Annotated in this window: 17 protein-coding genes; 7 read left to right on the top strand and 10 right to left on the bottom strand. The window is 65.0% G+C overall.

What is annotated here, in order from left to right:
- Nucleotides 1-228 precede the first annotated feature (228 nt).
- The 3 genes from BDD18_RS11370 to BDD18_RS11380 form a co-directional block, all read right to left on the bottom strand.
- Complete coding sequence (locus tag BDD18_RS11370) at nt 229-1,452, bottom strand: phospholipase A (protein WP_420837317.1); 1,224 nt, start codon at nt 1,450-1,452, stop codon at nt 229-231.
- Complete coding sequence (locus BDD18_RS11375; protein WP_244939072.1) at nt 1,449-1,775, bottom strand: hypothetical protein; 327 nt, start codon at nt 1,773-1,775, stop codon at nt 1,449-1,451. Before BDD18_RS11375 ends, BDD18_RS11370 begins: the two co-directional genes overlap by 4 nt.
- 174 nt (nt 1,776-1,949) lie before the next feature.
- Nucleotides 1,950-4,022, bottom strand: a complete 2,073-nt coding sequence (locus BDD18_RS11380) for an ATP-dependent helicase (protein WP_142083290.1) — start codon at nt 4,020-4,022, stop codon at nt 1,950-1,952.
- Between the two features lie 346 nt (nt 4,023-4,368).
- Here BDD18_RS11380 and BDD18_RS11385 point away from each other — a divergent pair, with 346 nt between their 5' ends.
- Nucleotides 4,369-5,568 carry an ABC transporter substrate-binding protein gene (locus BDD18_RS11385; protein WP_420837324.1) on the top strand — a complete coding sequence of 400 codons (1,200 nt, stop codon included), beginning with the start codon at nt 4,369-4,371 and terminating at the stop codon, nt 5,566-5,568.
- Nucleotides 5,569-5,709: 141 nt separating this feature from the next.
- Nucleotides 5,710-6,663, top strand: coding sequence for an AEC family transporter (locus BDD18_RS11390; RefSeq protein ID WP_067513184.1), 954 nt, complete (start codon nt 5,710-5,712; stop codon nt 6,661-6,663).
- 187 nt (nt 6,664-6,850) lie between these two features.
- On the opposite strand, the gene BDD18_RS11395 is transcribed toward BDD18_RS11390, so the two are convergent.
- Complete coding sequence (locus tag BDD18_RS11395) at nt 6,851-7,639, bottom strand: MetQ/NlpA family ABC transporter substrate-binding protein (protein WP_142083292.1); 789 nt, start codon at nt 7,637-7,639, stop codon at nt 6,851-6,853.
- A 376-nt stretch (nt 7,640-8,015) separates the two neighbouring features.
- On the opposite strand from BDD18_RS11395, the gene BDD18_RS11400 reads away from it, so the two are divergent.
- Nucleotides 8,016-9,986 (top strand): gamma-glutamyltransferase family protein, encoded by a 1,971-nt coding sequence (locus tag BDD18_RS11400; RefSeq protein ID WP_142083293.1) that lies wholly within the window; start codon nt 8,016-8,018, stop codon nt 9,984-9,986.
- A gap of 337 nt (nt 9,987-10,323) precedes the next feature.
- Here BDD18_RS11400 and priA read toward each other — a convergent pair whose 3' ends face one another.
- From priA to BDD18_RS11420, 4 genes are all read right to left on the bottom strand, one after another.
- Nucleotides 10,324-12,450 carry a replication restart helicase PriA gene (gene priA / locus BDD18_RS11405; RefSeq protein WP_142083295.1) on the bottom strand — a complete coding sequence of 709 codons (2,127 nt, stop codon included), beginning with the start codon at nt 12,448-12,450 and terminating at the stop codon, nt 10,324-10,326.
- Nucleotides 12,451-13,071: 621 nt separating this feature from the next.
- Nucleotides 13,072-14,187: a uroporphyrinogen decarboxylase gene (hemE, locus tag BDD18_RS11410; protein ID WP_142083297.1), complete on the bottom strand. Its 1,116-nt coding sequence runs from the start codon at nt 14,185-14,187 to the stop codon at nt 13,072-13,074.
- An 87-nt stretch (nt 14,188-14,274) separates the two neighbouring features.
- Nucleotides 14,275-15,855, bottom strand: a complete 1,581-nt coding sequence (locus BDD18_RS11415) for an MFS transporter (RefSeq protein ID WP_142083299.1) — start codon at nt 15,853-15,855, stop codon at nt 14,275-14,277.
- Between the two features lie 760 nt (nt 15,856-16,615).
- Nucleotides 16,616-17,503 (bottom strand): LysR family transcriptional regulator, encoded by an 888-nt coding sequence (locus tag BDD18_RS11420; RefSeq protein ID WP_044397773.1) that lies wholly within the window; start codon nt 17,501-17,503, stop codon nt 16,616-16,618.
- A gap of 170 nt (nt 17,504-17,673) precedes the next feature.
- On the opposite strand from BDD18_RS11420, the gene BDD18_RS11425 reads away from it, so the two are divergent.
- The 3 genes from BDD18_RS11425 to BDD18_RS11430 are packed head-to-tail and all read left to right on the top strand — an operon-like array spanning nt 17,674 to nt 19,395.
- Nucleotides 17,674-18,657, top strand: a complete 984-nt coding sequence (locus tag BDD18_RS11425; RefSeq protein ID WP_044397771.1) for a TerC family protein — start codon at nt 17,674-17,676, stop codon at nt 18,655-18,657.
- Nucleotides 18,658-18,690: 33 nt separating this feature from the next.
- On the top strand, nt 18,691-18,831 hold the full coding sequence (locus tag BDD18_RS22100) for a hypothetical protein (RefSeq protein ID WP_170207384.1): 141 nt from the start codon (nt 18,691-18,693) through the stop codon (nt 18,829-18,831).
- Between the two features lie 12 nt (nt 18,832-18,843).
- Nucleotides 18,844-19,395, top strand: a complete 552-nt coding sequence (locus BDD18_RS11430) for a DUF2062 domain-containing protein (RefSeq protein ID WP_142083300.1) — start codon at nt 18,844-18,846, stop codon at nt 19,393-19,395.
- Between the two features lie 33 nt (nt 19,396-19,428).
- Here the strand turns inward: BDD18_RS11430 and BDD18_RS11435 are convergent, their stop codons facing one another.
- Nucleotides 19,429-19,875 (bottom strand): CoA-binding protein, encoded by a 447-nt coding sequence (locus BDD18_RS11435; RefSeq protein ID WP_142083302.1) that lies wholly within the window; start codon nt 19,873-19,875, stop codon nt 19,429-19,431.
- Nucleotides 19,876-20,012: 137 nt separating this feature from the next.
- Here BDD18_RS11435 and BDD18_RS11440 point away from each other — a divergent pair, with 137 nt between their 5' ends.
- Nucleotides 20,013-21,101 carry an IS5 family transposase gene (locus BDD18_RS11440; RefSeq protein WP_125958923.1) on the top strand — a complete coding sequence of 363 codons (1,089 nt, stop codon included), beginning with the start codon at nt 20,013-20,015 and terminating at the stop codon, nt 21,099-21,101.
- A gap of 180 nt (nt 21,102-21,281) precedes the next feature.
- Here BDD18_RS11440 and BDD18_RS11445 read toward each other — a convergent pair whose 3' ends face one another.
- Nucleotides 21,282-23,507, bottom strand: a complete 2,226-nt coding sequence (locus BDD18_RS11445; protein WP_142083304.1) for a protein-disulfide reductase DsbD family protein — start codon at nt 23,505-23,507, stop codon at nt 21,282-21,284.
- Nucleotides 23,508-23,685: the final 178 nt, after the last annotated feature.

The raw sequence follows: 23,685 nt of genomic DNA on the forward strand, positions 1-23,685 counted from the left end.
CCAGGCAATCGGGGGTAAAACGGCCAAAAAGCCGCGCTTATCAGGCGCGTGGCACGCAGGTTTGCCGGCTGGGGTGCGCGCGCCATTGTGGCGGTGCCCCGGCTGCATTTTGTGAAACTTGAGGGTAAGGTTGTAACAATTTGCGAGGCCTCTGACGCGCCTCAAGTTTCAGCGGGCCCGGTATCCCTGCGCTGAACCGGGCCCGGGTGTGAAAACCTGTTCAGGTGCTCAGAAGTCCACCAGGCTGACGCCCAGGCTGAACACGGTGCGCTTGCGGTTGTAGTCGATCATGCTGTCGCCGTAGCCGCTGAACAGCGCGGTGTGTAGGCGCAGGTTGCTCTTGCCGCCCCCCAGGCCGCTGCCCAGCGCCTGCATCCACTCCAGTCGCACAGAGCCGCGGTCGCTGCTGGCCAGCGAGCTGCGGAAGGTGGCGCCCAGGGTGTTGTCCTTGTTCACGTTCCAGCGCACGGCAAGTTCACCCCGGCCCACGTAGTCGCTGATGCCGGGGTTGTCGTCGCTGTCGGCGCTTTCAGACAGGCGCTTCCACAGCCGGCCGGTCACGGTCCAGCGGTTGTCCAGCTCCATGCCGGTCATCAGGTACACCCGGTTCCAGCTGCGCGACAGCGGGTTGCTCTGGCCGTTGGACTGGTGCACCAGGCCCACGCCGCTGTAGCGCCAGCGCCAGCCAAAGGGCAGCTGGGCGGTGGTGGGGTAGACGTACATGATTTCGGGCTCGTGGTCGGTGGACCGGAAGGGGCGCGAGATCTGGGGCGTGAACAACTGCCAGTACGACTGCTGCGAATAGCCAAACCACACCGAATCCTTGAGCGTGGGGTGCCCCTGGGTAAGCAGCCCCTGGGCCAGCTTGGTGCGCACCGACAGCTGGATGCGGTTCTCCGTGGTGCGGTAGGGTGTGCTTTCTGTGGCCGAGTGGCCAACGGCGGGCGACGTAGGCTGGCGGTTGACCGAGTCTGACGCCACCACCGACACGGTGATGGGTCGGTAGCCCCGGAAGCTGAACGTGCCGCAGTCGCTGCCCGATTCCAGCTCCCAGAAGCGCGAGAGGTCGCTGTACTGCGGGTCGCGGCAACCTTCGGTGCGAGCCACGTCAATGATGCGGGTGGCGGGCAGCGTGGTGTCTACCGGCTTGGCGGGGGTGTTGGCATCTGCCGCTGGCTCGGTGGTGCTGCCGGGCGCTGCACCTGCCACCGCCGAAGCTGCGGGCGCTTGCCAGGCTTGCTGACCGGCCCAGGCGTCAAAGCAGGCCAGGCGGGCTGCGTTGTCGCCCGACAAGGCGGCGCAGCGGCGCCAGGCGGCATCCTGGTTGCCGGTTGCGGACGTGGCTGCACCGCCGGGCGCGGCTTGCGCCATGGCCGCCGCCGGGGCCAGCAGCAGGGCCAGGGCAGCGGGCCAGCCCATGCGCCGGGGCCGCGCCGGGCGGACGGCGCTCATTGCCAGCTGGCCTGCTTGCGCAGGACGAAGGGCTGGGGTGTGTCGGGAGAGGTGCTTTGAGTCCATGATCCGCGTATTTCCTTGCCGCAACTGCCATCGACCACCCGGCCTGTCCAGGTGGCGCTGATGTTGGTGCCATTGATCGATTCTTCCAGAGTCAGGTCGCCGTCATCGACATCGCCGCTGACCTGTGCCGTGGTGCCGCCGCGCTGCACGGTGCCGCGCACGCTGTGGGCCAGCTCGGGGTGGGGCCCCAGCTGCAGTGTGACGGCGCTGGCTTGCAGCTCCGCGCGCCAGTGCCCTTGCAGGTGGAGGTGGCTCATGTCCACAGCGGCCGGGCAGGCTGCGCCGGATTTTGGGTCATTTTGGCTGCTGGCGCTTGTAGGATAAGCGCTGATTGCTATCAAAAACAAAGCGGGCAGCAGGGCTGCGGCAGGGCGGGAGAGATGGGTGCGCGAGCGTGCCATAAGGGGATGTGCCGTCGTGGGCTGCGCCTTTCAGCGCGGCGGGGTGCTGTCGGCCAAGGCTTTCTTGGCGGCAAATTCGGCGCGCAGGGCCTTGAGCTTTTCGCGCGGGTCTTCGCGGGCGGTGGTCTTGTCCAGGCCCATTTCGGCGATGAAGCGGCTGGGCTGGGCCGACACCATTTCGCGGCCCTTCTTGCGCTTCTTGGTCCAGCTCACGGCCAGGGTGCGCTGGGCGCGGGTGATGCCCACGTACATCAGGCGGCGCTCTTCCTGCAGGCGCTGCAGCACATCGTCGGTCACCTTCTGCTGGCGGCCTTCGTCGTCGTCCAGCTTGAAGGGCAGCATGCCCTCGGTCACGCCCACCAGCACCACATGGGGCCACTCCAGCCCCTTGCTGGCGTGCAGGGTGGAGAGCACGACCATGTCCTGCTCCTTCTCGCGCTCGCTGATGGTGGAGAGCAGCGCAATGGTCTGCGACACCTCCAGCAGGCTCTTGGTCTCCTTGGCCACCACGGCACCTGCGGTGTCGTCGATCTGCCCGCCCGCGCGCTGGGCCATCCAGTCGCAGAACTCCATCACATTGCTCCAGCGGGCGGCGGCCACCTTCTCGCTGTCTTCGTTGTCGTACAGGTGCTGCTCGTAGCCGATTTCTTTCAGCCAGTCGTTCAGGAAGGTGCGCGCTTCTTCGGCCCCGTGCACGCGGCGGGCGCTGTACTCCAGGTAGTTGATGTAGCGGCCAAACTCATGCAGACCATCCATCGCGCGTTTCGGAATGGCGGCGGGCAGCATGCCGTTGAACAGCGCACCGAACATGCTCTGCTTGTGCTGCGTGGCAAACGCGCCCAGCGCTGCCAGTGTGGTGTGGCCGATGCCGCGCTTGGGTGTGGTGATGGCGCGCAAAAACGCCGGGTCGTCGTCGTTGTTGATCCACAGGCGAAACCAGGCGCACAGGTCCTTGATTTCCGCCCGGTCAAAAAAGCTGGTGCCGCCCGACACCTTGTACGGAATGTTGGCCTTGCGCAGTGCCTTCTCGAACGGCTTGGCCTGGTGGTTGGCGCGGTACAGGATGGCGAAGCTCTTCCAGTCCGGCGGCGGGTTGCTGGCCGCGCGCAGGCTCTGGATGCGGGCCACGGCGCGCTCGGCCTCGTGTTCCTCGTTGTCGGCATCGACCACGCGCACGGGCTCGCCCTCGCCCAGCTCGGAAAACAGCGTCTTGGGGAACAGCTTGGGGTTGGGCCCGATCACGTTGTTGGCCGCGCGCAGGATGGCGCTGGTGGAGCGGTAGTTCTGCTCCAGCTTGATGACCTTGAGGTGGGGGTAGTCCACCGGCAGTTTCTTGAGGTTGTCCAGCGTCGCGCCGCGCCAGCCGTAGATGCTCTGGTCATCGTCGCCCACGGCCGTGAAGTGCCCCTTTTCACCCACCAGCAGCTTGAGCAGCTCGTACTGCGTGGCGTTGGTGTCCTGGTATTCGTCCACCAGCACATGGCCCAGGGCCGCCTGCCACTTGGCGCGCACTTCGGGGAAGTCGCGCAAGAGGCGCAGCGGCATGCCGATCAGGTCGTCAAAGTCCACGCTCTGGTAGGCCGCCAGGCGCTCTTCATAGCGCGCCATCAGCGTGGCGATGATGCGTTCGTTGTCGTCCGCCGCCTGGGCCAGGGCTTGTTCGGAGGTCAGCCCCATGTTTTTCCACTTGCTGATCACCCACTGCCACTGGCGCGCCGTGGCCATGTCGGTGGTGCCGCCCGAGGCATCCTTCAGAATGCCCGTGACGTCGTCGGCATCCAGGATGCTGAACTGGGGCTTGAGGCCCAGCACATGGCCATCTTCGCGCACCATGCGCACGCCCAGGGCGTGGAAGGTGCAGATCAGCACATCCTTGGCCCGTTTGCCGATCAGGTGCCCGGCGCGCTCGCGCATTTCCGATGCCGCCTTGTTCGTGAAGGTGATGGCCGCAATGCGCTTGGGGTCCATGCCCTTTTCGATCATGTGGGCGATCTTCATCGTGATCACCCGCGTCTTGCCCGAGCCCGCGCCGGCCAGCACCAGGCAGGCGCCATCGGTGTAGTGAACAGCCTGAAGCTGGGCAAGATTGAGACCGGCAGACATGGGAATAGACGGAAGAAAAGGCGTGGGGGAGAGGGCGGCACTGCAGCGTGCAGGGGGCGCGAATGATACCCCGCGGGCTGTGACAAGCCCCCGCCTGCGATGCCTTCAGGCGCGAGTGCCGGCGTGGGGGCGGCGGGCTGGCCCAGCGGTTGGTGGCGGCGTGTCAACAACTGTCACCAGATGTTCCGGGAAATCCCTCTTGGTTTTATGGTGTTGGCGCAAGACACTGCCTGACTGCCCCCGGCATTCCAAGACTACAGAGAAACACACCGTGCACGCATCCCGCTTCCCTGCCCAGATCTCATCTTCGCCAGCTTCTTCGGCTGGTTCCTCTCGCAGCCCTGGCCTGCGGCGCGCGGCGTTGGCCCTGGCTGTGGTGGCGCTGGCCACCCCCTGGCTGGCCCAGGCGCAGAGCACCCAGGGGCCTGTGCCTGTGCGCGCGGGTGTGGTCGGGCCGTTCACCGGCCCCTCGGCCGACTTTGGCGTTCCCATGCTCAACGGCATCAAGCTGGCGGTGGACGAGATCAACGCCGTTGGCGGCTACCTGGGCCGGCCACTGGAGTTGATCGTGAAGGACGACATGGCCGACCCCGCGCGTGGGCGCCAGGTGGCGCAGGAGCTGCTGTCCGAAAAAGTCAGCGCCGTCCTGGGCTTTTGCAACACCGGCGTGGCCCTGAAGGCGCTGGACTTGTTCCAGCAAAGCAAAACGCCGCTGATCGTGCCCTGCGCCACCGGCACGGCCGTGACCAGCACCTACCCCGCGCCTGAAAGCTATATCTTCCGCGTGCAGGGCCGCGATGCGCTGCAGGCGCCGCTGATGGTGGATGAAATCATCAAGCGCGGCTGGGACAAGGTGGCCATTTTTGCGGACACCACCGGCTATGGCGAAGGCGGCTATAAAGATGTGGTGGACGCCCTGGCGGCCAAGAACCTCAAACCGGTACACGTGTCGCGCTTTGCGCTGGGGGTGAAGGACCTGAGCGCCGAGCTGGCCGCCGCGCGCAATGCCGGTGCCAACGTCATTTACAGCTACACCGTGGGTCCCGAGAACGCCGTCATTGCCAACGGCAAGAAGGCCCTGGGCTGGAAGGTGACGCAGGTGGGCCCGTGGACGCTGTCGTTCCCGTTCTTCCTGGAAGGTGCGAAGGATGCGGCCGAGGGCGCGCTCACCGTGCAGACCTTCATTGCCGAGCCCAGCAACGAGCGGCGTGCGTCCTTCCTGTCGGGCTACACCCGCAAGTACCAGCGCAAGCCGGCCGTGCCCATGGCTGCCGCCAATGCCTACGACGCCACCTACCTGCTGATGTATTCCTTTCTGGGCATCCGCGACGGCAACCTGACAGGCCCGGCCATCAAGGAATCGCTGGAAGGCAAGATGAAGCCGTACTACGGCGTGCTGACCACGTACGACCGCCCCTTCAGCGCCACCGACAAAGACGCCATCACCCGCAACATGCTCATCGTGGGCATGGTCAAAAACGGCGCCATCACCTTTGCCTACCCTGAGGACGCCAAGCGCAACCTCATCGTGCAGCGCAAGCAGTAAGAGCGACTCACAAAACGGTCAGCCACTGCCGACCGCCCGCGCCGCGCATTCTCGGCGCGTGATGGCTGCCGCCTGACTTTGCGCTGACCAACCCGCGGCGCACTGTGCCTGGCCGCGGGGCGCAGCACCCACAATAGCGCCGTGCTTTCCGTCCTCACCATCACTTTTCCGTTCTTCGCGCTGGTGCTGTGCGGCTACCTGGCCGCGCGGCGCGGCGTGCTGCCCCAGCCGGCCATTCCGGGGCTCAATGCCTTCGTGCTGTACTTTGCGCTGCCCTGCATGCTGTACCGCTTTGGCGCCAGCACGCCCATTGGCAAGCTGCTGGACCCGGCGGTGGCGGGTGTGTATGTGCTGTGCGCCCTGGTCATGGTGGCAGGCACGGTAGCGCTCACGCGCAATGCCCGCATCGGCTGGAATGACGCTGCTTTCGGCGCCCTGGTCGCGGCTTTTCCCAACACCGGCTTCATGGGCGTGCCGCTGCTGGTGGCCTTGCTGGGGGCGCAAAGCGCCGGGCCCGCCATCTTCGTCGTGCTGATCGATATGGTCTTCACCAGCTCGGTGTGCATTGCGCTGTCGCGGCTCGATGGTGCCGGTGCGCAGGGCGCAGGCGCGGCCGTGCGCAACGCACTCAAGGGCATCGCCACGAATCCCATGCCCTGGTCGATTGCGCTGGGCGCGGTGGCCTCGGCTTTGCAGGTCCAGCTGCCGGGTCCGGTGGACAAGACCGTGGCCATGCTGGCCGATGCCGCATCGCCCGTGGCGCTGTTCACCATCGGCGCAGTGCTGGCCCGCTCGCAGATGAACCAGCACGAGCAGGTGCTCGCGCGCGACTATGTGCCCGTGGCACTGGCCAAGCTGCTGGTGCACCCGCTGCTGGTGTGGTGTGTGGGCACAGCCGCCATCGCCCTGGGGGTGCCGCTGGCGCCGTTTGCCCTCACGGTGCTGGTGCTGCTGGCCGCGCTGCCCAGTGCCAGCAATGTGTCGCTGCTGGCCGAAAAATTCGGCGCGCACAACGGGCGCATCGCCCGCATCATTTTGGTGTCCACCGCCCTGGCGTTTGTGAGCTTCTCGGCTGCGGTGGCACTCCTGACCTGAGTTCTGGCACTGCGCAGTCGAATCGGGTGTTTTCGAGCAACGGTAGTTGCGCTGTGCGCTTCACTTTTGATAGCTGTCAGCGCTTTATTCATAAGCGCTGGAGCCTCAAATCTTCTAAATTCAGTGGGTCCGCAGAGTGCTTGCGCCCTTGTTCGTCAGCGCAAGCTCCGGCAGGCCATTGGGGGCATCAGAACGCCGGAATGATGGCGCCCTTGTACTTGTCCTGAATGAACTTCTTCACTTCCGGTGTGCGCAAGGCTTTCACCAGCTTCAGGATGCTCGGGTCGTTGGCGCGATCTTTGCGCGCTGCGATGAAGTTGGCGTAGTGCGAACTGCCGGACTCCAGGAACAGCGAGTCTTTGGTGGGGTTGAGCTTGGCTTCGATCGCATAGTTGGTGTTGATGAGGGCCAGGTCCACGTCGTCCAGCGCTCGCGGCAGCAAGGCGGCTTCCAGTTCGCGGAACTTGAGATTTTTGGGGTTCTTCACGATGTCTACCGGCGTTGCCGTGATGTTCTTCGGGTCTTTGAGTTCGATCAGCCCCTGCTTTTGCAGCAGCAACAGCGCACGCCCCGTGTTGGCGGGGTCGTTGGGAATGGCGATGGTGGCGCCGTCTTTGAGTTCGCTGGCTGCCTTGATCTTGCGCGAGTAGGCGCCGAAGGGCTCCACATGCACCGTGCCGTTTGCAACGCCCACGATGCTGCTCTTGCGATCCCGGTTGTAGCTGTCGAGGTAGGGCTGGTGCTGGAAGAAATTGGCATCCAGCTGTTTTTCTTCCACTGCGGCGTTGGGTTGGATGTAGTCGCTGAATTCGCGCACCTGCAAATCCACACCCTGTGCCTTGAGCTGGGGTTTCACAAAGTTCAGGATCTCGGCGTGTGGCACGGCAGACGCGGCGACCTTGAGCACCACATCGGCGGCCTGTGCGCCCAGGGCCAGGGTGGCCAGGGCAATCGCGGAGATTGTTTTCTTCAACATGAAAAATGACTTTCTAAGGCAGTAACAAAGGTTCAACACCACCGTGGATGCCTTGTGCACCCCGGCGCTGGTGGTGAATGGTGAAGTCTAGGTAGCGCAAAAAATCAGTCCAACACTTTGTTCTCATATTGATATTGGGAACACGTCTATCGGCGTTGCCTTGCCCTGCGAAACCTGCAGGCAGAGGGGTTCGCACGGTTGATGCGCAGGGCGCAGAAGAGTTGTTGGCTCCGTGCAGCACAGGCTGGCTCGCGCTTTGGCAGCGCTGAGCGCTGGACGCCATTCGTGGGTTATTCGCCAGCGGCCTGGCAACGTTGTGAAGCCAGTGCAATGATGGCCGCGCCGCCAGCCCGTGTGCTTTACCAGCCGCGCGGCAATGGGGGGAGGTGATGCGGCACACAACTTGCTGCGTCAGTGCAGGCCGCCCGTGGCCGTGGCCTTGTCGCTGTACGGGTGCGGCAATGGCTCAGATTCCGATCTGGCGGTGGACAACAACGCGCAAAGCTGTTCGGTCGTCTCGGGCACCGGCTCTGCGGTGGTGGTGGGTTCCGGCCTGCCGGGCGACCCTGCTGCGCCCGAAGCCGCTTCGGGCTACCGCCTGGGCTACAAGGCCAAGCAGTCCAGCAACTACATGGTGGTGGCCAACACCCCGCTGGCCACCAAGGCCGGGTGCGATGTGCTCAAGGCCGGTGGCACGGCGGTGGATGCCGCCGTGGCCGTGCAGGCCGTGCTGGGCCTGGTCGAGCCGCAGTCCAGCACCATCGCTGGCAGCGCCTTCATGATGTATTACGACGCCGCCAACAAGAAGGTGGTGGCCTATGACGGCCGCGAAACCGCACCCGCCGCCACCGGCTACTACCTGGCGCGGCAGGACCAAAGCAATGCCTCGTCTCCCGCCCCCGTGCCCAGCGCGCGGCGCAGCGGCCGCTCCATTGGTGTGCCGGGCGTGATGCGCATGCTGGACATGGCCCACAAGGAACACGGCAAGCTGGCCTGGGCGCCATTGTTTGACGAAGGCATTCGCCTGGCGTCATCGGGCTACAAGATCCCTGGCCGCATGGGCGACGCCATCCGCACCAACGCCGCCAACCTGCAGCTTGATGCCAACGCCGTGGCCGCCTACTTCAACGCCGACGGCACACCCAAGACCACAGGCACCGTGACCACCAACCTGCCTTACGCCCAGTCGCTGCGCACCCTGGCCACCGGCGGGGCCGATGCCATGTACTCCGGCCCTCTGGCGGAAGCCATCGTGGCCAAGGCCGCCCAATCGGTGGGCGACGATGCAGCCAAAACGCCTATCACCCCCAGCCTGATGACGGTCACCGACCTCAAGAACTACCAGGCCAAAAAGCGCGAGCCGGTGTGCACCACTTACCGCAGCAGCTACTACATCTGCACCATGTCGCCACCGTCTTCGGGCGGCATCGCCATCGCGCAATCGCTGGGCATTCTGGAGAACTTCGACCTGTCTCAATACGGCCCCACCAACCCCAGCAACGAGGGCGGCGTGCCCAGTGTGATGGGCGTGCATTTGGTGTCCGAAGCCCAGCGCCTGGCCTATGCCGACCGCGACAAGTACGTGGCCGACACCGACTTCATTCCGCTGCCCGGTAACGGCGTGTCGTCGATGATCGACAAGGCCTACCTCAAGCAACGCGCATCGCTCATCAACCCCAATGGCAATTCCATGGGCACGGCCACTGCGGGTAATTTGGGCAACGTGCCGTTAGGCGTGGACAAGACCGTGGAGAAGGGCACCACCCACTTCTCTATCGTCGATGCCTACGGCAACGTGGTGTCGATGACCTCCACCGTCGAATCCAGCATGGGCTCGTACCACATGGTGGGTGGCTTCCTGCTCACCAACCAGCTCACCGACTTCTCGGCACAGCCCGTTGACGCCGCAGGCGTGCCCGTGGCCAACCGCGTCGCTCCCGGCAAGCGGCCCCGCAGCACCATGGCCCCGACCCTGGTCTTCAAGGGCACCGGCCCTGGCGACTTTGTGATGGCCACCGGCTCGCCCGGCGGCGGCACCATCATCCAGTACGTGCTCAAGACCGTGGTGGGTGCGCTGGACTGGGGGCTCGATGCACAGCAGGCCACCTCGCTGGTGAACTTTGGCGCCACCAACAGCCCCACCACCAACGTGGACGGTGCCAATACCTCGCTGGATCTGACCGCCCTGATCGACGGCCTCAAGGCCAAGGGCCACACGGTGAACAACGGCGCGCAGTCCAGCGGCGTCTCCACCATCATGCGGGTCAACCGCAATGGCCAGACCAAGCTGGAAGGCGGCGTGGATCCTCGCCGTGAGGGGATTGTGCTGGGCGATGGTGCCCTCTGATGGCAGCACAGGGCCATCGTTGGCGCACTGGCGCTGACTGAAGGCAGCCCTTGTGCTAAACGGCGCACTGCGTGAGTAGTGCGCCTTTTTTTTGGCATATGCCGTGCCTGGCCGGGGCAAACGCTTGCGCAGTCGTGGGGCTGTCGCCGTAGGCTTGTGGTGCTCACTCAGGTGCTGGCATAGTGCGGCGCGCGCCGGTGTGGTTCGCACACGGCTCTGGCTGCATTTGCTATTGAAGTTATAGCTGCTTGCGCTTTTTGGGTGGGCGCAAGCGCGCTTTTTGAGGGTGTCTTGCGCAAGGCTGGCAGCCCTTGCCAAGAAGCACCCGCATCGCCCCTCAAATCGTCAGCGGGTCCACATCCACCAGCCAGCGTATCAAGCCCTTGTGCTCGCGGTTGTGGCGGGTGGTTTGCAGGATGGGCTGCCACGCGGTCAGAAAGCGTTGCAGGGCCGCGCGGCTGGGGCTTTCCATGAGCATTTGGGCGCGTTCCACATTGGCCACGCGCTGGATGGTGAGCGGCACGGGGGGGAACAGCGTCACGGCCTCCAGCCCCGGCAGTGCAGCCGCGTGGGCGGCGGCGGTGGCAGCCTGCAAAAAGCCCTGTGCGGCCTCTTGTGTGCGGGCATCGGCGCGCACCAGGGCCTGGTAAGCGAACGGAGGCATGGCCGCCTCTTCGCGTTCTTTCAACTGCTGCGCGGCAAAGGCTTCGTAGTCGTGCCTGCGCAGCGCTTCGTACACCGCGTGCTGGGGGTGAAAGGTTTGCACCCACATCTCGCACGGTGTGCCCTGGGCCGCCATGTAGGCGGCGTCGCGGCCGGCGCGGCCAGCGGCCTGCATCAGCAGCGCGAACAGCCGTTCGGGCGCGCGGAAGTCACTGCTGAACAACGCGCCATCGGGTTGCACGGCAGCCACGAGGGTGATGCGGCGGAAGTCGTGGCCCTTGGCGATCATTTGCGTGCCCACCAGCACGTCCACTTCGCCCGCGTGCACTTGGGCCAGTTGCGCCTCCAGCGCGCCCTTGGCCTTGGTGGTGTCGGCATCGATGCGCGCTACGCGGGCGGCGTTGCCATCGGGGCGCTGCACGTTGCGCAGCAGGGCGGCCAGTTGTTCTTCGAGTTGTTCGGTGCCCCGGCCCATGGCGTGGATGTCAGGGCTGCCGCAGGTGGGGCAGTGGTGGGGCACGCGCACGGTGAAGCCGCAGTGGTGGCAGCGCAGGGTGCGGTCCGTCTTGTGGAAGACCTGGTGCGCGCTGCAGTGCGGGCAGTCGCTTTTCCAGCCGCAGTCCACGCAATGCAGCACGGGCGCGTAGCCCCGGCGGTTGAGCAGCACCATGCTCTGCTCGCCCCGCGCCACGCGTTCGGTGATGGCTTGCAGCAGCGGCGCGCTGAACACGGCGCGCCGGGGCTGCTGGTTCATGTCCACCCGGCGCACGCTGGCCAGGGCGCCCGCGCCAATGCGGCTGGGCATGTGCAGCCGCAGGTAGCGGCCGCCTTCGGGGTCTTCGGGCGTGGGGGGGCGGCTGGCGTGCCAGCTTTCCAGTGATGGCGTGGCGGAGCCCAGCAGCACTTTGGCGCCCTGCTCGCGACCGCGCCAGATGGCCAGATCGCGCGCCGAATAGCGGGCCCCTTCCTGCTGCTTGTAGCTGGGGTCGTGCTCTTCATCGACCACGATGAGCTTGAGCCCTGGCAGGCTGGCAAACACCGCCATGCGTGTGCCCAACACGATGCGCGCCGTGCCGCTGTGCGCTGCCAGCCAGCTTTTGAGGCGCTGCGGGTTGGTCATGCCGCTGTGCAGCGACACCACCGCGCCCGCGCCAAAGCGTGGCGCAAAGCGGCTGACAAAGCGCTCTTCCAACTGGGGCGTGAGGTTGATTTCGGGCACCATCACCAGCGCTTGCGCGGTGGGGTCGGCTTCCAGCATCTCTTGCACGCAGCGCAGGTACACCTCGGTCTTGCCGCTGCCGGTGCTGCCAAACAGCAGAAAGGGGCCAGGGTTTGAGGCAATTTGGGCTCTGGCGCTTTCCTGTTCAGCGGTAAGTGCTATGTTTTCAATAGCGGTTCCAGAATCATCTGCGGCCAGTGCCGGGCGGCGCAGGCGCCGTGCGAGCTGCTCGGGTTTCAGGTCGCGCAACTGGGGCGGCAAGGCGGCCAGTGCCACCTCGCCCAAAGCCCGCTGGTAATAGCGCGCCGTGAAGGCCACCAGGCGGCGCCAGGGCAAATCCAGCGGCGCCACGCCTTCCAGCACGCCGCCGATGGCGCGCAGGGTGGCGCCGTCGGGCAGCTCGCCGGTGGCGGCATCGCTGTCCCACACCACGCCCAGCACCTCGCGGTTTCCCAAGGGAACGCGCACCAGCGTGCCGGGCGGCAGGGGCCGGTCGCAGGCATAGCTCAGCAAATCACCCACGCCGCTGTGCGACGGTGTGTGCAGGGCTACCGGGGCGATGAAAGGGGAAGAAGCACTCAAGGCTCTGGCGTGAAAGGCAACGGGGGCTGTGATTGTCACCGCGCCGCCGTGGGGCAATCCCAAAATTCTGTGGATAACTTTGTTGAAAGCCTGTAGCGACCAGCGCCAAACCCGCGCCACTGCTGGCTTTGAACAGATTGCCCGGCAAATAGGCAGATTGAAAAAATCCTTCTAAATCAAGCAGATGAAGCGATTTTTGGCATTTTTTCTGTGGTATGCCGTACGCCATTTCCGCGTTGTCGGTGCAGCTGCGGCACTGTGCATAAGTGCAACAGCCTGCGGCGTCAAGCCCCCGGCGTGGATGGCCGTCAGATTTGCTGCGAAGGTAAAACTTGCGCCACTGGTTGCAGATGTGGTGCTAAGTTGTTGATTTTTCTGATGCTTTTCCTGTCATTCAGAAAATCTGTGGATAACTTTGTTGATATCGTCGGTATACCCGCTCCAAACCCTTGAAATGCTTGGGCCGGAGTACTTTGCCCACCAAATCGGCACAGGGCAGGTGGCTGTATGAATCAACCACTTAGCGCAGCGGCGGTGGGGCTGCAAAAGAATTTCAATCGGCCTGAGGGCCAGATTTGAAATTTTGATGCCTGCACCGCCGCTGTGCACAACCGGCGTGGTTCAGCCGGCCTGGCGCTGCGAACGCGAGTAGCTGTGCACCGCCTCCACCAGGGCTGCAACGTGCTCTGGCGGGGTGAACTGGCTGATGCCGTGGCCCAGGTTGAAGATGTGGGTGGGGCCGGTGGTGGTGCGGTCGGTGTGTGGCTTGCCAAAGCTATCCAGCACCTTGTGCACCTGCTGCACGATTTGCGCTGGCGGAGCGAACAGCACGTTGGGGTCGATGTTGCCTTGCAGCGCTTTGCCGGGGCCACCTGCCGTGCCACCCACAATGGCGCGGGCCTTGCCCAGGTTGGCCGTCCAGTCCAGGCCCAGCACTTCGCAGTCGATGTCCTTCATGTCTTCGAGCCAGATGCCGCCGCCCTTGGTGAAGACGATGCGCGGCACGTCCATGCCGTCCACGCCCGTGCGCTTGAGTTGGGCCAGCACCCGCTTGGTGTAGGCCAGGCTGAATTCCTGGAAGGCGCCATCGGCCAGCACGCCGCCCCAGCTGTCAAACACCATCACGGCTTGCGCGCCAGCGTCGATCTGCGCGTTGAGGTATGCGGCCACGCTGTCGGCGTTCACGGCCAGGATGCGGTGCATCAGGTCGGGGCGGGCGTACATCAGGCTCTTGACCAGGCGGTAGTCGTCGCTGCCCTTGCCTTCGACCATGTAGCAGGCCAGCGTCCAGGGGCTGCCCGAGAAGCCGATGAGCGGCACGCGGCCGTTGAGCGCCTTGCGGATGCTGGTCACGGCGTCGAACACGTAGCGCAGCTTGTCCATGTCGGGCACGGTCAGCTCGGCCACGGCGGCCTCGTCGCGCACCACCTTGGCAAAGCGGGGGCCTTCGCCCTCGGCAAACGACAGGCCCAGGCCCATGGCGTCAGGCACGGTGAGGATGTCGCTGAACAGGATGGCTGCGTCGAGCGGGAAGCGCTCCAGCGGCTGCAAAGTCACCTCGGTGGCGTAATCCACGTTGGTGGCCAGACCCATGAAGCTGCCAGCCTGGGCGCGCGTTGCCTTGTATTCAGGCAGGTAGCGGCCCGCTTGGCGCATGAGCCACAGGGGGGTGTAGTCGGTAGCCTGGCGGCGGCAGGCGCGCAGGAAGGTGTCGTTGGTGAGTGGGGCGTAGCTCATGGCCCCGATTGTCGCAGGCTGCGCGCCTGGCACCGCATGGCCGCGTTTGCGCCAGCGCAGAAGATGGAGAGGCCGAGGGGCTTGGCCCTACCGCTCGGCAATGTAATGCGACATCGTTGTGGTTTGCCCAGGCGCCAGGAAGGCGCGTACTTCGGTCTCCAGCGTCTGGTCGGCCACCGTGGCGCGGGCGCGCTGGTGCAGGTAGTCGGCCCACGATTCGACGATAAAGCGCTCCACATACCGCGAGGGTTGCCCCAAGTCTTTGTAGACCCGCCAGAAGGTGGCGCCATCGCGCCGACGCGGCGCCTTCAGGCGGCTGATGGATTCCAGAAACGCGGCATCGGTGCCGGGTGTGATGCGGTAGCCAATCTCCACCGCCACGGGGCCCGCCTCGGGCAAGGGCTCGGCTTCGATGAACAGTTCGTCCCAGGGGGTGGCGGGTGTCACTTCGTGCAACGCGCCCATGCGCAGCGGCATGGTGCGCGCCAGCAGCAGGCCCACGCCCATGGCAGCGGCGGCGGCGCATAGGGTGGGCGCCAGCCCGGCCACGTCAGACGCCGCGCCCCAAAACGCCGAGCCCAGCGCAAAAGCCCCCAGGGCTGCCACCATGTGCAGCGCCACCGCACGCGAACGTACCCAGGGCGGGGCGCTGGCTTGCGTGGCGGTGTTGAAGGTGGACATCGCAGACATCCACGCCGCGCCGCCCAGCAGCATGGCCAGGTACACCAGGGGAGCGATTTTGGTCAGTGCCGCCACCACCATGGCCGCCGCAAAGACGAGGCCGCTGACCAGCACGATGGTGTCCAGGCTGAACCGTGCCCGCACCTTGCCCAGCACCAGCCCGGCGGTCACGGCCCCGGTGCCCAGGCAGCCCATGAGCAGGCCGAACCCCTGTGCGCCCGTGCCCAGCTGGCGCTGGGCAATCACCGGCAGCAGCGCCCACAGGGCCGAGCCCGCGGCGCCAAAGGCCATCACCCGCACCAGTTGCGCAAGGATCAGGTCGGAATGCCAGGCAAACCGCAAGCCGCTGAGCATGCCGCCCCACAAGCGCTCGGCCGGCAGGCGCGACGGTGGATGGGCCTTGGGGGGCCAGCGGCGAATGGACTCCCAAATCACCAGGGTGGACAAGACCGAGATGGCAAACACCCACCCCGCCCCCCAATGCGCAAACACCAGCCCGGCCAGCGTGGGCCCCACGGCGCGGGCCGCGTTGTAGGCAATGCTCACGGCCGTGATGGCCTGCGGCCACTCATCGCGCGGCACCGGGTCGATCACTGAGGAATTCCACGCGGGCGTCAGCATGGCCGTGCAGCATCCGCCCACAAACACCAGCAGCAGCACCGTGGCGGGGCCGCCCCAACCCAGCAGCACCAGCAGCGTCAGCAGGGAAAAAGCGGCGGTTTGGGCGATCAGCGCCCCGGAGATGAGGCGTCGGCGGTCGTTGGTGTCGGCCAATACGCCGGCGGGCAGGGCCAGCAAAAACATGGGCAGAAACACGGCCGTCTGCACCAGCGCTGCCAGGAATGAAGAACCGGTCAGCTCCACCATCAGCCAGGCCGCTGCCATGGCCTGCATGCCATTGCCCACAAAGAACACCCCCCCGCACAGCCAAAGCCCCCGGAAAGCAGGTTGGCGCAGGGGGCTCCACAAGGAGGTAGAAGAAGACATGGCAGCAAAGTGGGGCAGGAAACCGCTGGGGCAGCGGCGGCGGCAGATAGTACGGTGAAGGGCGTGCCCACCGAGCGTGACAGCATATCGCCGTGCGACCAAGCTTGCACGAACCCTGCGTGCTTGGCGTGACGGCACAAGGCTTCACCCCCTGCAGTGGAAAAAGCGATTCAGAGTTTCTGTGGATAACTTTGTTGAAAGCCTGTCGGTACCCGCGCCAAACCCGCATGCCACAAGGCTTTGCACACATTGCCCACCAATTCAGCAATTCAAAAAAACGTTATGAATCAATCATCTGAGGCGGAAATGGTGCTTTTTGTGTGCTAGCCAGTGACGCTATTTGTCTGACACTCTGCATACAAAAATGTGTGCATAAGTCAAGGGTCGAGCGACGGAGGGGGTGCTGGATTTGCGCCGTCTTTTTCAAAAAAATATGCATAAAGCGACGCAAGTGGTTGATTCATCGGGGATTTTGGGGAAAGTCCAGAATTTCTGTGGATAACTTTGTTGATATCACCCCCGCGTACGCTCCAAACCCGCGTGGATACGCGCTTTCATTGGTTTGCCTAGCAAAAAGGCATTTCCAAACATCGTAAGTAAATCAATGACTTACAGAGTTTTTGCGAAATGCACAGGCCCACGCTCCTGCTTCTTCAGGAGCCGGGCAATCACCCTTGCTGAATGTGCGTAACCTGAGGTACGGGGTGGCGTTCGCGCAGCCCCGCGCGGGGCTGCGCGAACGGATTCTCTCGGCTGGTTCTTACACCTGCGGCTTTTCAAGCAACCGCAGCAGCAGCGGGTGCATGACCTTGCGGGCGCTGTAGATCAGGTGAAAGTGCTCCTCGATCTCGGGAGTGGTGCCCACATGCTCCAGCCCGTGCGTCACCCGCAGGTGCTCGCCCAGAAACACGGGCGCGGGCATCACGCCCATGCCTGTGGCTGCAAAGGTGCTCAGCAAGGCGCTGTCCTCGAACTCGCCTGCAATGCGGGGGCGAATGCGCTCCCGTTCAAACCAGTGGTCAATCCGTGCACGCATGGCTGCGTGGTCGGTGGGCAGCAGCACAGGCACCACTGCCAGGCTTTTGGGGAAGGCCTGCCGCGCCGCGTCTGCCCACAAGGGGGGCGCATACCAGGCCACGGCGCTGGTGCTGAGCAACTGGCTGGTGGTTTTGAGGGCGGGGTTGGGCGGCGCCGGGCGGTCTGCCAGCACGGCGTCGAGCTTGTGCATGGCCAGCTCACCCAGCAGGGGCTGGAACTCGCCCTCATGGCATAGCAGCCGCAGGTGGGGCTCGTCCAGCACGGTGGTCAGCAGCCGGTGCACTGCCAGTTTCGCAATGCCGTCAGAGATGCCTAGGTTCAGCCGCAACGTGGGCCCGGCGGCGGCTTCGCGCACCCGGTGCGGCAATTGCTCGCCCAGCGCGAAGATCTGATCGGCCTCGTGCATGGCCGCCACGCCGGCATCGGTCAGCACCAAGTTGCGTCCTTCGCTGCGCAGCAGGCTCACGCCGAGGGCTTTTTCCAGTTCGCGCACCTGGGCGCTGATGGTTTGTACCGCCATGTCCAGCCGCTCTGCCGCACGGGCAATTCCGCCCTCTTTGGCCACCACCCAGAAGTAATACAGGTGGCGGTAATTGAAGCTTTGGCTCATGGCACACTCCGTGGGTTCGTGCAAAGCAGGGGGTCTGGTTCCATTTGGTTCGTAAAAACCGAACTAATAGTACCAAGATGACAGGTTTTTAGGAATGCCGAGTGTCCCTACAGTCCGGTGCTCCATCGCGCTGGCTGCGCGATGTGCCGAAACACCTTTGGAGAAGAAACATGGAAACAATAGGAACGTGGTGGATGTGGGCGGGATTCGCCGTGTTTGTGGTGGTGGCCATTGCCATCGACCTGCTGGTCATGGAGCGCCAGGGGGCGCACAAGGTGACCATGGGCGAGGCGCTGCGCTGGAGCATTCTGTGGTTCTCGCTCGCGTTTGTCTTTGTTGCCATCCTCTGGTGGTATCTCGATGGCACGCAGGGGCGCACCGTCGCCAACACCGTGTCGATGCAGTTCATCACCGGTTACCTGGTGGAGAAGAGCCTCTCGGTGGACAACATCTTCGTCTTCCTGATGCTGTTCAGCTACTTTGCCGTGCCACCCCAGTACCAGAAGCGCGCCCTCATCATCGGCATCATCGGTGCCATCGTGCTGCGCACGCTGCTCATCCTGGTGGGGGCATGGCTGCTGGCTACGTTCCACTGGCTGCTGTATGTGTTCGGTGCCTTCCTGGTCATCACGGGCGTGAAGATGTGGTTTGCAGCGGGCCAGGAGCCTGACATCACCACCAATCCGGTGCTCAAGCTGTTGAAGAAGCGCATTCGCATCACCAACCACTTTGACGGTGAGAAGCTCAGCACCATGGTCGATGGCGTCAAGCACTACACCCCGCTGTTTGCGGTGCTGGTGCTGATTGGTACCACCGACGTGATCTTCGCGGTGGACAGCATTCCTGCCATCTTCGCGATCACCAGCGATCCGTTCATCGTGCTCACGGCCAACATCTTCGCGATCCTGGGTCTGCGTGCGCTGTACTTCCTGCTGGCAGACCTGGCCAACCGCTTCCACCTGCTGGCGTATGGCCTGGCCCTGGTGCTGGTGTTCATCGGCGCCAAGATGCTGATGATCGACTTCTACAAGATCCCGATCGGCTACGCGCTGCTGGTGACTGCTTCTCTGATCGCAGGCTCCATCATCCTGTCGCTGCGCAGCTCGGGCGAAAGCGCCCACGGCAAGCCTGCTGCTTTGCCCCACAAAGACTGAAAGGCGCGCACCGTGGATTTGCTCGAATCAGTCATGTTGTGCATGTTGGTGGCCCTGCTGATCGCTACCGTGACGGCCCGCAGTGCGGGCAGCGAATTGCGTGACGTGGGGCTGCTGGCGGCACTGACCACCGTGTGGGGCGCTGGCACCGCCTCAGCGGTGCTGATGGGTTGAGGGGCCGGGCGCATGATGCAGACCTTGTGTACCTTGCGTCGCTGGCTTCGGGGGCTGGAGCCCCAGGTGCGTACCCGGCTGGAATGCAGCGCGCTGGCCCGCTTTCAGCCCTGGCTGGAACGGCGCGCGCTGTTTCGCTTCCAGCGCCAGCCCCTGGCGCGGGGCGTGGCGGCGGGCATGTTCTGTGGGCTCATCCCGGGGCCATTGCAGATTCCAGGCACCTTGCTGGTGTGTGCCTGGCTGCGCGGCAACATCGTGGCCGGGGGCGTGGCCACGTTCTATACCAACCCCCTCACCACCGTGCCGCTGTATGCGCTGGCCTTCTACCTGGGGGCACTGGTCATGCCGGGTGAGCAGACCTTGCCTGCTTGGAGTTCGGTGGCCCCTGCGGGGGAGTTTTCAGTCCAGGCGCTGGCCACCTGGGTGCAGGCCCTGGGCACGCCGCTGCTGGTGGGCTTGCCCGCCTTGGCAGCCGTGATGGCGGTGCTGGGCTACGTTGCTGTGCAGCTGATGTGGTTAACCCCCGCCTTGCAGCGCAAGCGCCGCTGGGCGCGCGGGCGGTGAAGTGACCGGGGGCTTGTGATCAAGCCCTCATTTTCATTGGGGTGTGCCTGCTGCCAACAGCCCAGCACTGCGCAGGCGCTGGTGCTCCACCAGGGTGCAGCGGTCTTGTACCACCTTCAGCCCCGCCGCCTGGGCCTTGGCCAGGGCTTCGTCATGACGCACACCAATCTGCAGCCACAAGGCCCTGGCGCCGATGGCAATCGCTTCGTCGGCAATGGGTGGCACGGCAGCGCTGTCGCGAAACACATCTACCAGGTCAATGCGGTGGTGCTTTGCGGCCTCGGTCAATGAGGGCCAGCTGCGCTCGCCCAGAACCTCGGTGGCCGAAGGGTTGATGGGCACGATGCGGTACCCCTGCGCCTGCAGGTACTGCGCCACATGGTGGCTGTCGCGCTCGGGCTTGGGAGAGAGGCCGACGATGGCAATCGTCTTGGCGCTTTGCAGGATGGACAGGTAGGGTTGGAGGTCGTCTGTCTGCATGGTGGTTGCCTCGGTCAGGCGGGTGTGTGGAGGAAAGATGCCGCAGTCGCCCTAACAGGCCGTTGAAAAATCCTTCGCCGCCGCCCGTGTGGGCCGCTACGATCTGAAGCCATCCAAGAACGACCCAGACAAGAAAGATGAGAGGCAACCAAGACTTCCAGGGGGCGATGTTCAGCTACATCAGCCTTGAAGAGCGCGTGCCAGCGGCACACCCGCTGCGCAAGTTGCGCGCCGTGGTCGATGCGCTGCTGGCGACGATGCACAGCGAGTTCGAAGCGGTGTATGCCCGCCGCGGGCGCCCCTCGGTGCCGCCCGAGATGCTGCTCAAGGCCTTGCTGCTGCAGATCCTGTTCTCCATCCGCAGCGAGCGCCAACTGGTCGAGGCGGTCAACTACAACCTGCTGTACCGCTGGTTCGTGGGCCTGAACATCGAAGACAAGGTCTGGGACCACTCCACCTTCAGCGCCAACCGCGAACGCTTGTTCAACGAAGACCTCGCCCGTGCCTTCTTCGAGCGCGTCAAGCTCAGCGCCCAGTGGGGGCGGCTTGCCAGCGACGAGCACTTCAGCGTGGACGGCACGCTCATCGAAGCCTGGGCCTCGCACAAGAGCTTCAAGCGCAAAGACGATGACAGCGACACGCCGCCCGGACGCAATCCCGAGGTGGACTTCAAAGGACAGGAGCGCTGCAACGACACCCACCAAAGCACCACGGACGCTGATGCACGGTTGTTCAAGAAGAGCGCGGGTGACAAGTCCCGCCTGTGCCACATGGGGCACATCCTCATGGAAAACCGCAACGGGCTGATCGTGGATGTTGAGATCACCCACGCCAGTGGCACCGCCGAGCGCGAAGCGGCGCTGGCCATGCTGGGGCGCCGGGGCAACAGGAACAAGCGGGCCACGGTCGGGGCCGACAAGGGCTACGACAGCAAGGCCTTCATCAAGGGCTGCCGCCGGCTTTTGGTCACGCCACACGTGGCGGCCAAGGACAAGCACTCGGCGGTCGACGCCAGAGTCACGCGGCACGAGAGCTACAAGACCAGCCTGAAGGTGCGCAAGCGCATCGAGGAGGCCTTTGGCTGGATCAAGACCGTGGGTGGTCTGGCCAAGACCAAGCTGATCGGTCAGGCCAAGCTCGCGGGCCAGGCGCTGCTGTGCTTTGCCACCTACAACCTGGTGCGCATGGGCAGTCTGGGTGGCTGGTGGGACGCGCATCATGCGTGAGCCATGGGATACGTGCGCCCGAAACGGGCAAAACGGCCTGCAAACAGGCCGAAATGGCCCTCGAATTTGATTCGTGGGCGCGTCTGGGCGACTTGCTTCTTCGAAATCCACGACCTTGATGCGTTCGAAGAGCACTTTTTCAACGGCCTGCTAAGCGTCTTTGAGAACCTGTTCAAGAGCCTACAACTGCGCGATGGTGCTGCGCACTTCGTCCACGCTCAGCACTTCGGTCAGCACCACCGGGGGCTTGCCTGGGCGGTAGAACACATACACCGGCACCCCATTGCGGCCCAGCTGGGCCAGGGCGGCGGTGATGGCGGGGTCGCGGCGGGTCCAGTCGGCACGCAGCAGGGCGACGTTCTTGGCGTGCAGGTCGGCCAGCACCTCGCTGTTGGCGAGGGTGGTTTTCTTGTTGTACTGGCAGGTCACGCACCACGCGGCGGTGAAGTCCACAAACACCGGGCGTCCGCTGGCCACCAAGGCCTCTGCAGCGCCTGGGGCCCAAGGTTGCCAGCCTTGTGCGGCGGTGGCCGTGGCGTTGGCTGGAACCGTCGCCACCTCTGCCATGCGCGTGACATGGGGGCCAAAGGCCCACAGCAGCAGGGCCATGGCCACCGTGGCCACGCTGCCCAGCCAGCGCCGTGCGCGGCCTTGCAAGGCCAGCGACCAGGCCAGCAGGCCCAGGCCCACCAGCAAGATCAGCAGGGAGGCCGCGCCATCGATGCCGCTTTGCTGCCCCAGCACCCACACCAGCCACACCACGGTGGCAAACATGGGGAAGGCCAGGAAGCGGCGGAAGGTGTCCATCCACGCACCGGGGCGGGGCAGGGCGCGCGCCACGGCGGGCCACAGGCTGGCGGCCAGGTAGGGCAACGCCAAGCCCAGGCCCAGGGCGGCAAACACCGCCAGCGCCTGCGCGGCAGGCAGCGTGGCCGTGAGGCCCATGGAGGCGCCCATGAACGGCGCCGTGCAAGGCGATGCCACGGCCACAGCGAGCACGCCGGTCAAGAAGCTGTCGGCCACCGGGTGGCGCGCCTGCAGGCTGGCCACTGACGACGGCAGCATGTTTCCAAACTCAAACACCCCGGCCAGATTCAGCCCGATGAGGGTGAACAGCCCGGCCAGCGCAGCCACCACGGCGGGCGACTGCAACTGAAAGCCCCAGCCCACGGCCTCGCCCGCAGCCCGCAGGCCCAGCATGAGCGCACCCAGCGCGAGGAAAGAAAGCACCACCCCTGCGGTGTAGGCCAGGCCGCTGATGCGGTGGGCGCGCCGGTCTTGTGCGTGGCGGGTAAAGCCCACCACCTTGATGGCCAGCACCGGGAACACGCAGGGCATGAGGTTGAGGATGAGCCCTCCCAGCAAGGCGCCCAGCAGTGCGGCGGTGAGCGTGAGGCTGGATGCGCCTGAAGGCGCCGTAGGGGGCAGCCCGCTGCCCGCCAGGGCCGCATTCGCCTTGAGCGCTGCTTCCAGTGCGGGCGACACGCTGGCCTTGGCGGCCACTGCCGGCCAGGGGCCCTGCACGGTCAGATCGGCCCGGTACCCGGGGCGGGGCGTGCTGCCTTGCACGCGCTCGGCCAGCACCACGGGCAGGGTGCTGGGGCTGTTGCTGCGTTGCTCGGCCAGCGGGATGCGGGCGGTCCATACGTCGCCCTCCCATTGCTGGGTGCCGGGCGCAGCGTTGTGCAGCACTTCCGGCGTTTCCGGGAACAGGTCCAGCGTTTTGCCGCGCAGCGCGGCGGGCAGGCCAGCCACGCGCACCTGCAACGCATCGCCATCGACCTGGGCTTGTTGCTGCGCGCTCGCTTTTGCCAGCGGCTGGGGTTGCGCCTTCTGGGCCGCATCAAAGGCAGCGCTGTGCAGCGCGGTGGTGCTCTGGATGGGCAGTTGCAGGGTGAAGTTGCCTTCTTCGGGGATGCATTCCTTGCGGCACACCAGCCATGAGGCCTTGAGCTGCACGGTAACGTCCTTGGCCAATGGGCCGGGGGCAAAGGTCTGGGCCACGGTGACTGGCACGGGCAGCAGCACGGTGCCTTCGTAGCCGTAGTTGGCCAGGGTGCCAATGGCGATCTTGTGTGGCACGGGCCAGGCGATGTCGCCCGCATCCAGCCCGGCGGGCAGTTGCCAGGTCAGCTCGGTGGGCAGGCCGGAGTCGCCAGGGTTCTTCCAGTAGGTGTGCCAGTCGGGCTGGTGGGTGATTTGCAAGCCCAGCCACAGCGGCTGGCCCGGGCCCACGCCCTGCGGCGCGTGGGCGACCAGCTCGGCCTGCACATGGGGGGTGGTGACGGTGCTGTTGCCTTGGCTGGTGGATTTGGAGCTAAATTGGGCGCTGGCGCCCGTCCATAAAGCGCTGGAAGCTATAAAAAAGAGAGTGACTGCAAGGTGGTGGAACAGGCGTGAAGGCATGGTGCAGTGTGGGAGCGGGGGGAACGGGTTTAGTTCCGGCCCCGCCATGGTTTCGATTCTCAATGCGCCATTGTGCTTTGAGCCGGCGCACCCTTTGAAACTGGCGCGGCACAGTACCGGTGCCCCCGCCCAAGGGCCTACGCCGGCCGCGCTGCCCCGCCGCGAAGGCGGCGTATCC

Origin of the sequence: Acidovorax temperans, assembly GCF_006716905.1 — a bacterium.
GTDB lineage: Bacteria > Pseudomonadota > Gammaproteobacteria > Burkholderiales > Burkholderiaceae_C > Acidovorax > Acidovorax temperans.

Excerpts from the sequence above, each read along its gene's own strand:
- BDD18_RS11370 (WP_420837317.1), bottom strand. The coding sequence starts at position 1,452 with ATGAGCGCCGTCCGCCCGGCGCGGCCCCGGCGCATGGGCTGGCCCGCT.
- BDD18_RS11375 (WP_244939072.1), bottom strand. The coding sequence starts at position 1,775 with ATGAGCCACCTCCACCTGCAAGGGCACTGGCGCGCGGAGCTGCAAGCC.
- BDD18_RS11380 (WP_142083290.1), bottom strand. The coding sequence starts at position 4,022 with ATGTCTGCCGGTCTCAATCTTGCCCAGCTTCAGGCTGTTCACTACACC.
- BDD18_RS11395 (WP_142083292.1), bottom strand. The coding sequence starts at position 7,639 with ATGTTGAAGAAAACAATCTCCGCGATTGCCCTGGCCACCCTGGCCCTG.
- BDD18_RS11400 (WP_142083293.1), top strand. The coding sequence starts at position 8,016 with ATGGGGGGAGGTGATGCGGCACACAACTTGCTGCGTCAGTGCAGGCCG.
- hemE (WP_142083297.1), bottom strand. The coding sequence starts at position 14,187 with ATGAGCTACGCCCCACTCACCAACGACACCTTCCTGCGCGCCTGCCGC.
- BDD18_RS11415 (WP_142083299.1), bottom strand. The coding sequence starts at position 15,855 with ATGTCTTCTTCTACCTCCTTGTGGAGCCCCCTGCGCCAACCTGCTTTC.
- BDD18_RS11420 (WP_044397773.1), bottom strand. The coding sequence starts at position 17,503 with ATGAGCCAAAGCTTCAATTACCGCCACCTGTATTACTTCTGGGTGGTG.
- BDD18_RS11425 (WP_044397771.1), top strand. The coding sequence starts at position 17,674 with ATGGAAACAATAGGAACGTGGTGGATGTGGGCGGGATTCGCCGTGTTT.
- BDD18_RS22100 (WP_170207384.1), top strand. The coding sequence starts at position 18,691 with ATGTTGTGCATGTTGGTGGCCCTGCTGATCGCTACCGTGACGGCCCGC.
- BDD18_RS11430 (WP_142083300.1), top strand. The coding sequence starts at position 18,844 with ATGATGCAGACCTTGTGTACCTTGCGTCGCTGGCTTCGGGGGCTGGAG.
- BDD18_RS11435 (WP_142083302.1), bottom strand. The coding sequence starts at position 19,875 with ATGCAGACAGACGACCTCCAACCCTACCTGTCCATCCTGCAAAGCGCC.
- BDD18_RS11440 (WP_125958923.1), top strand. The coding sequence starts at position 20,013 with ATGAGAGGCAACCAAGACTTCCAGGGGGCGATGTTCAGCTACATCAGC.
- BDD18_RS11445 (WP_142083304.1), bottom strand. The coding sequence starts at position 23,507 with ATGCCTTCACGCCTGTTCCACCACCTTGCAGTCACTCTCTTTTTTATA.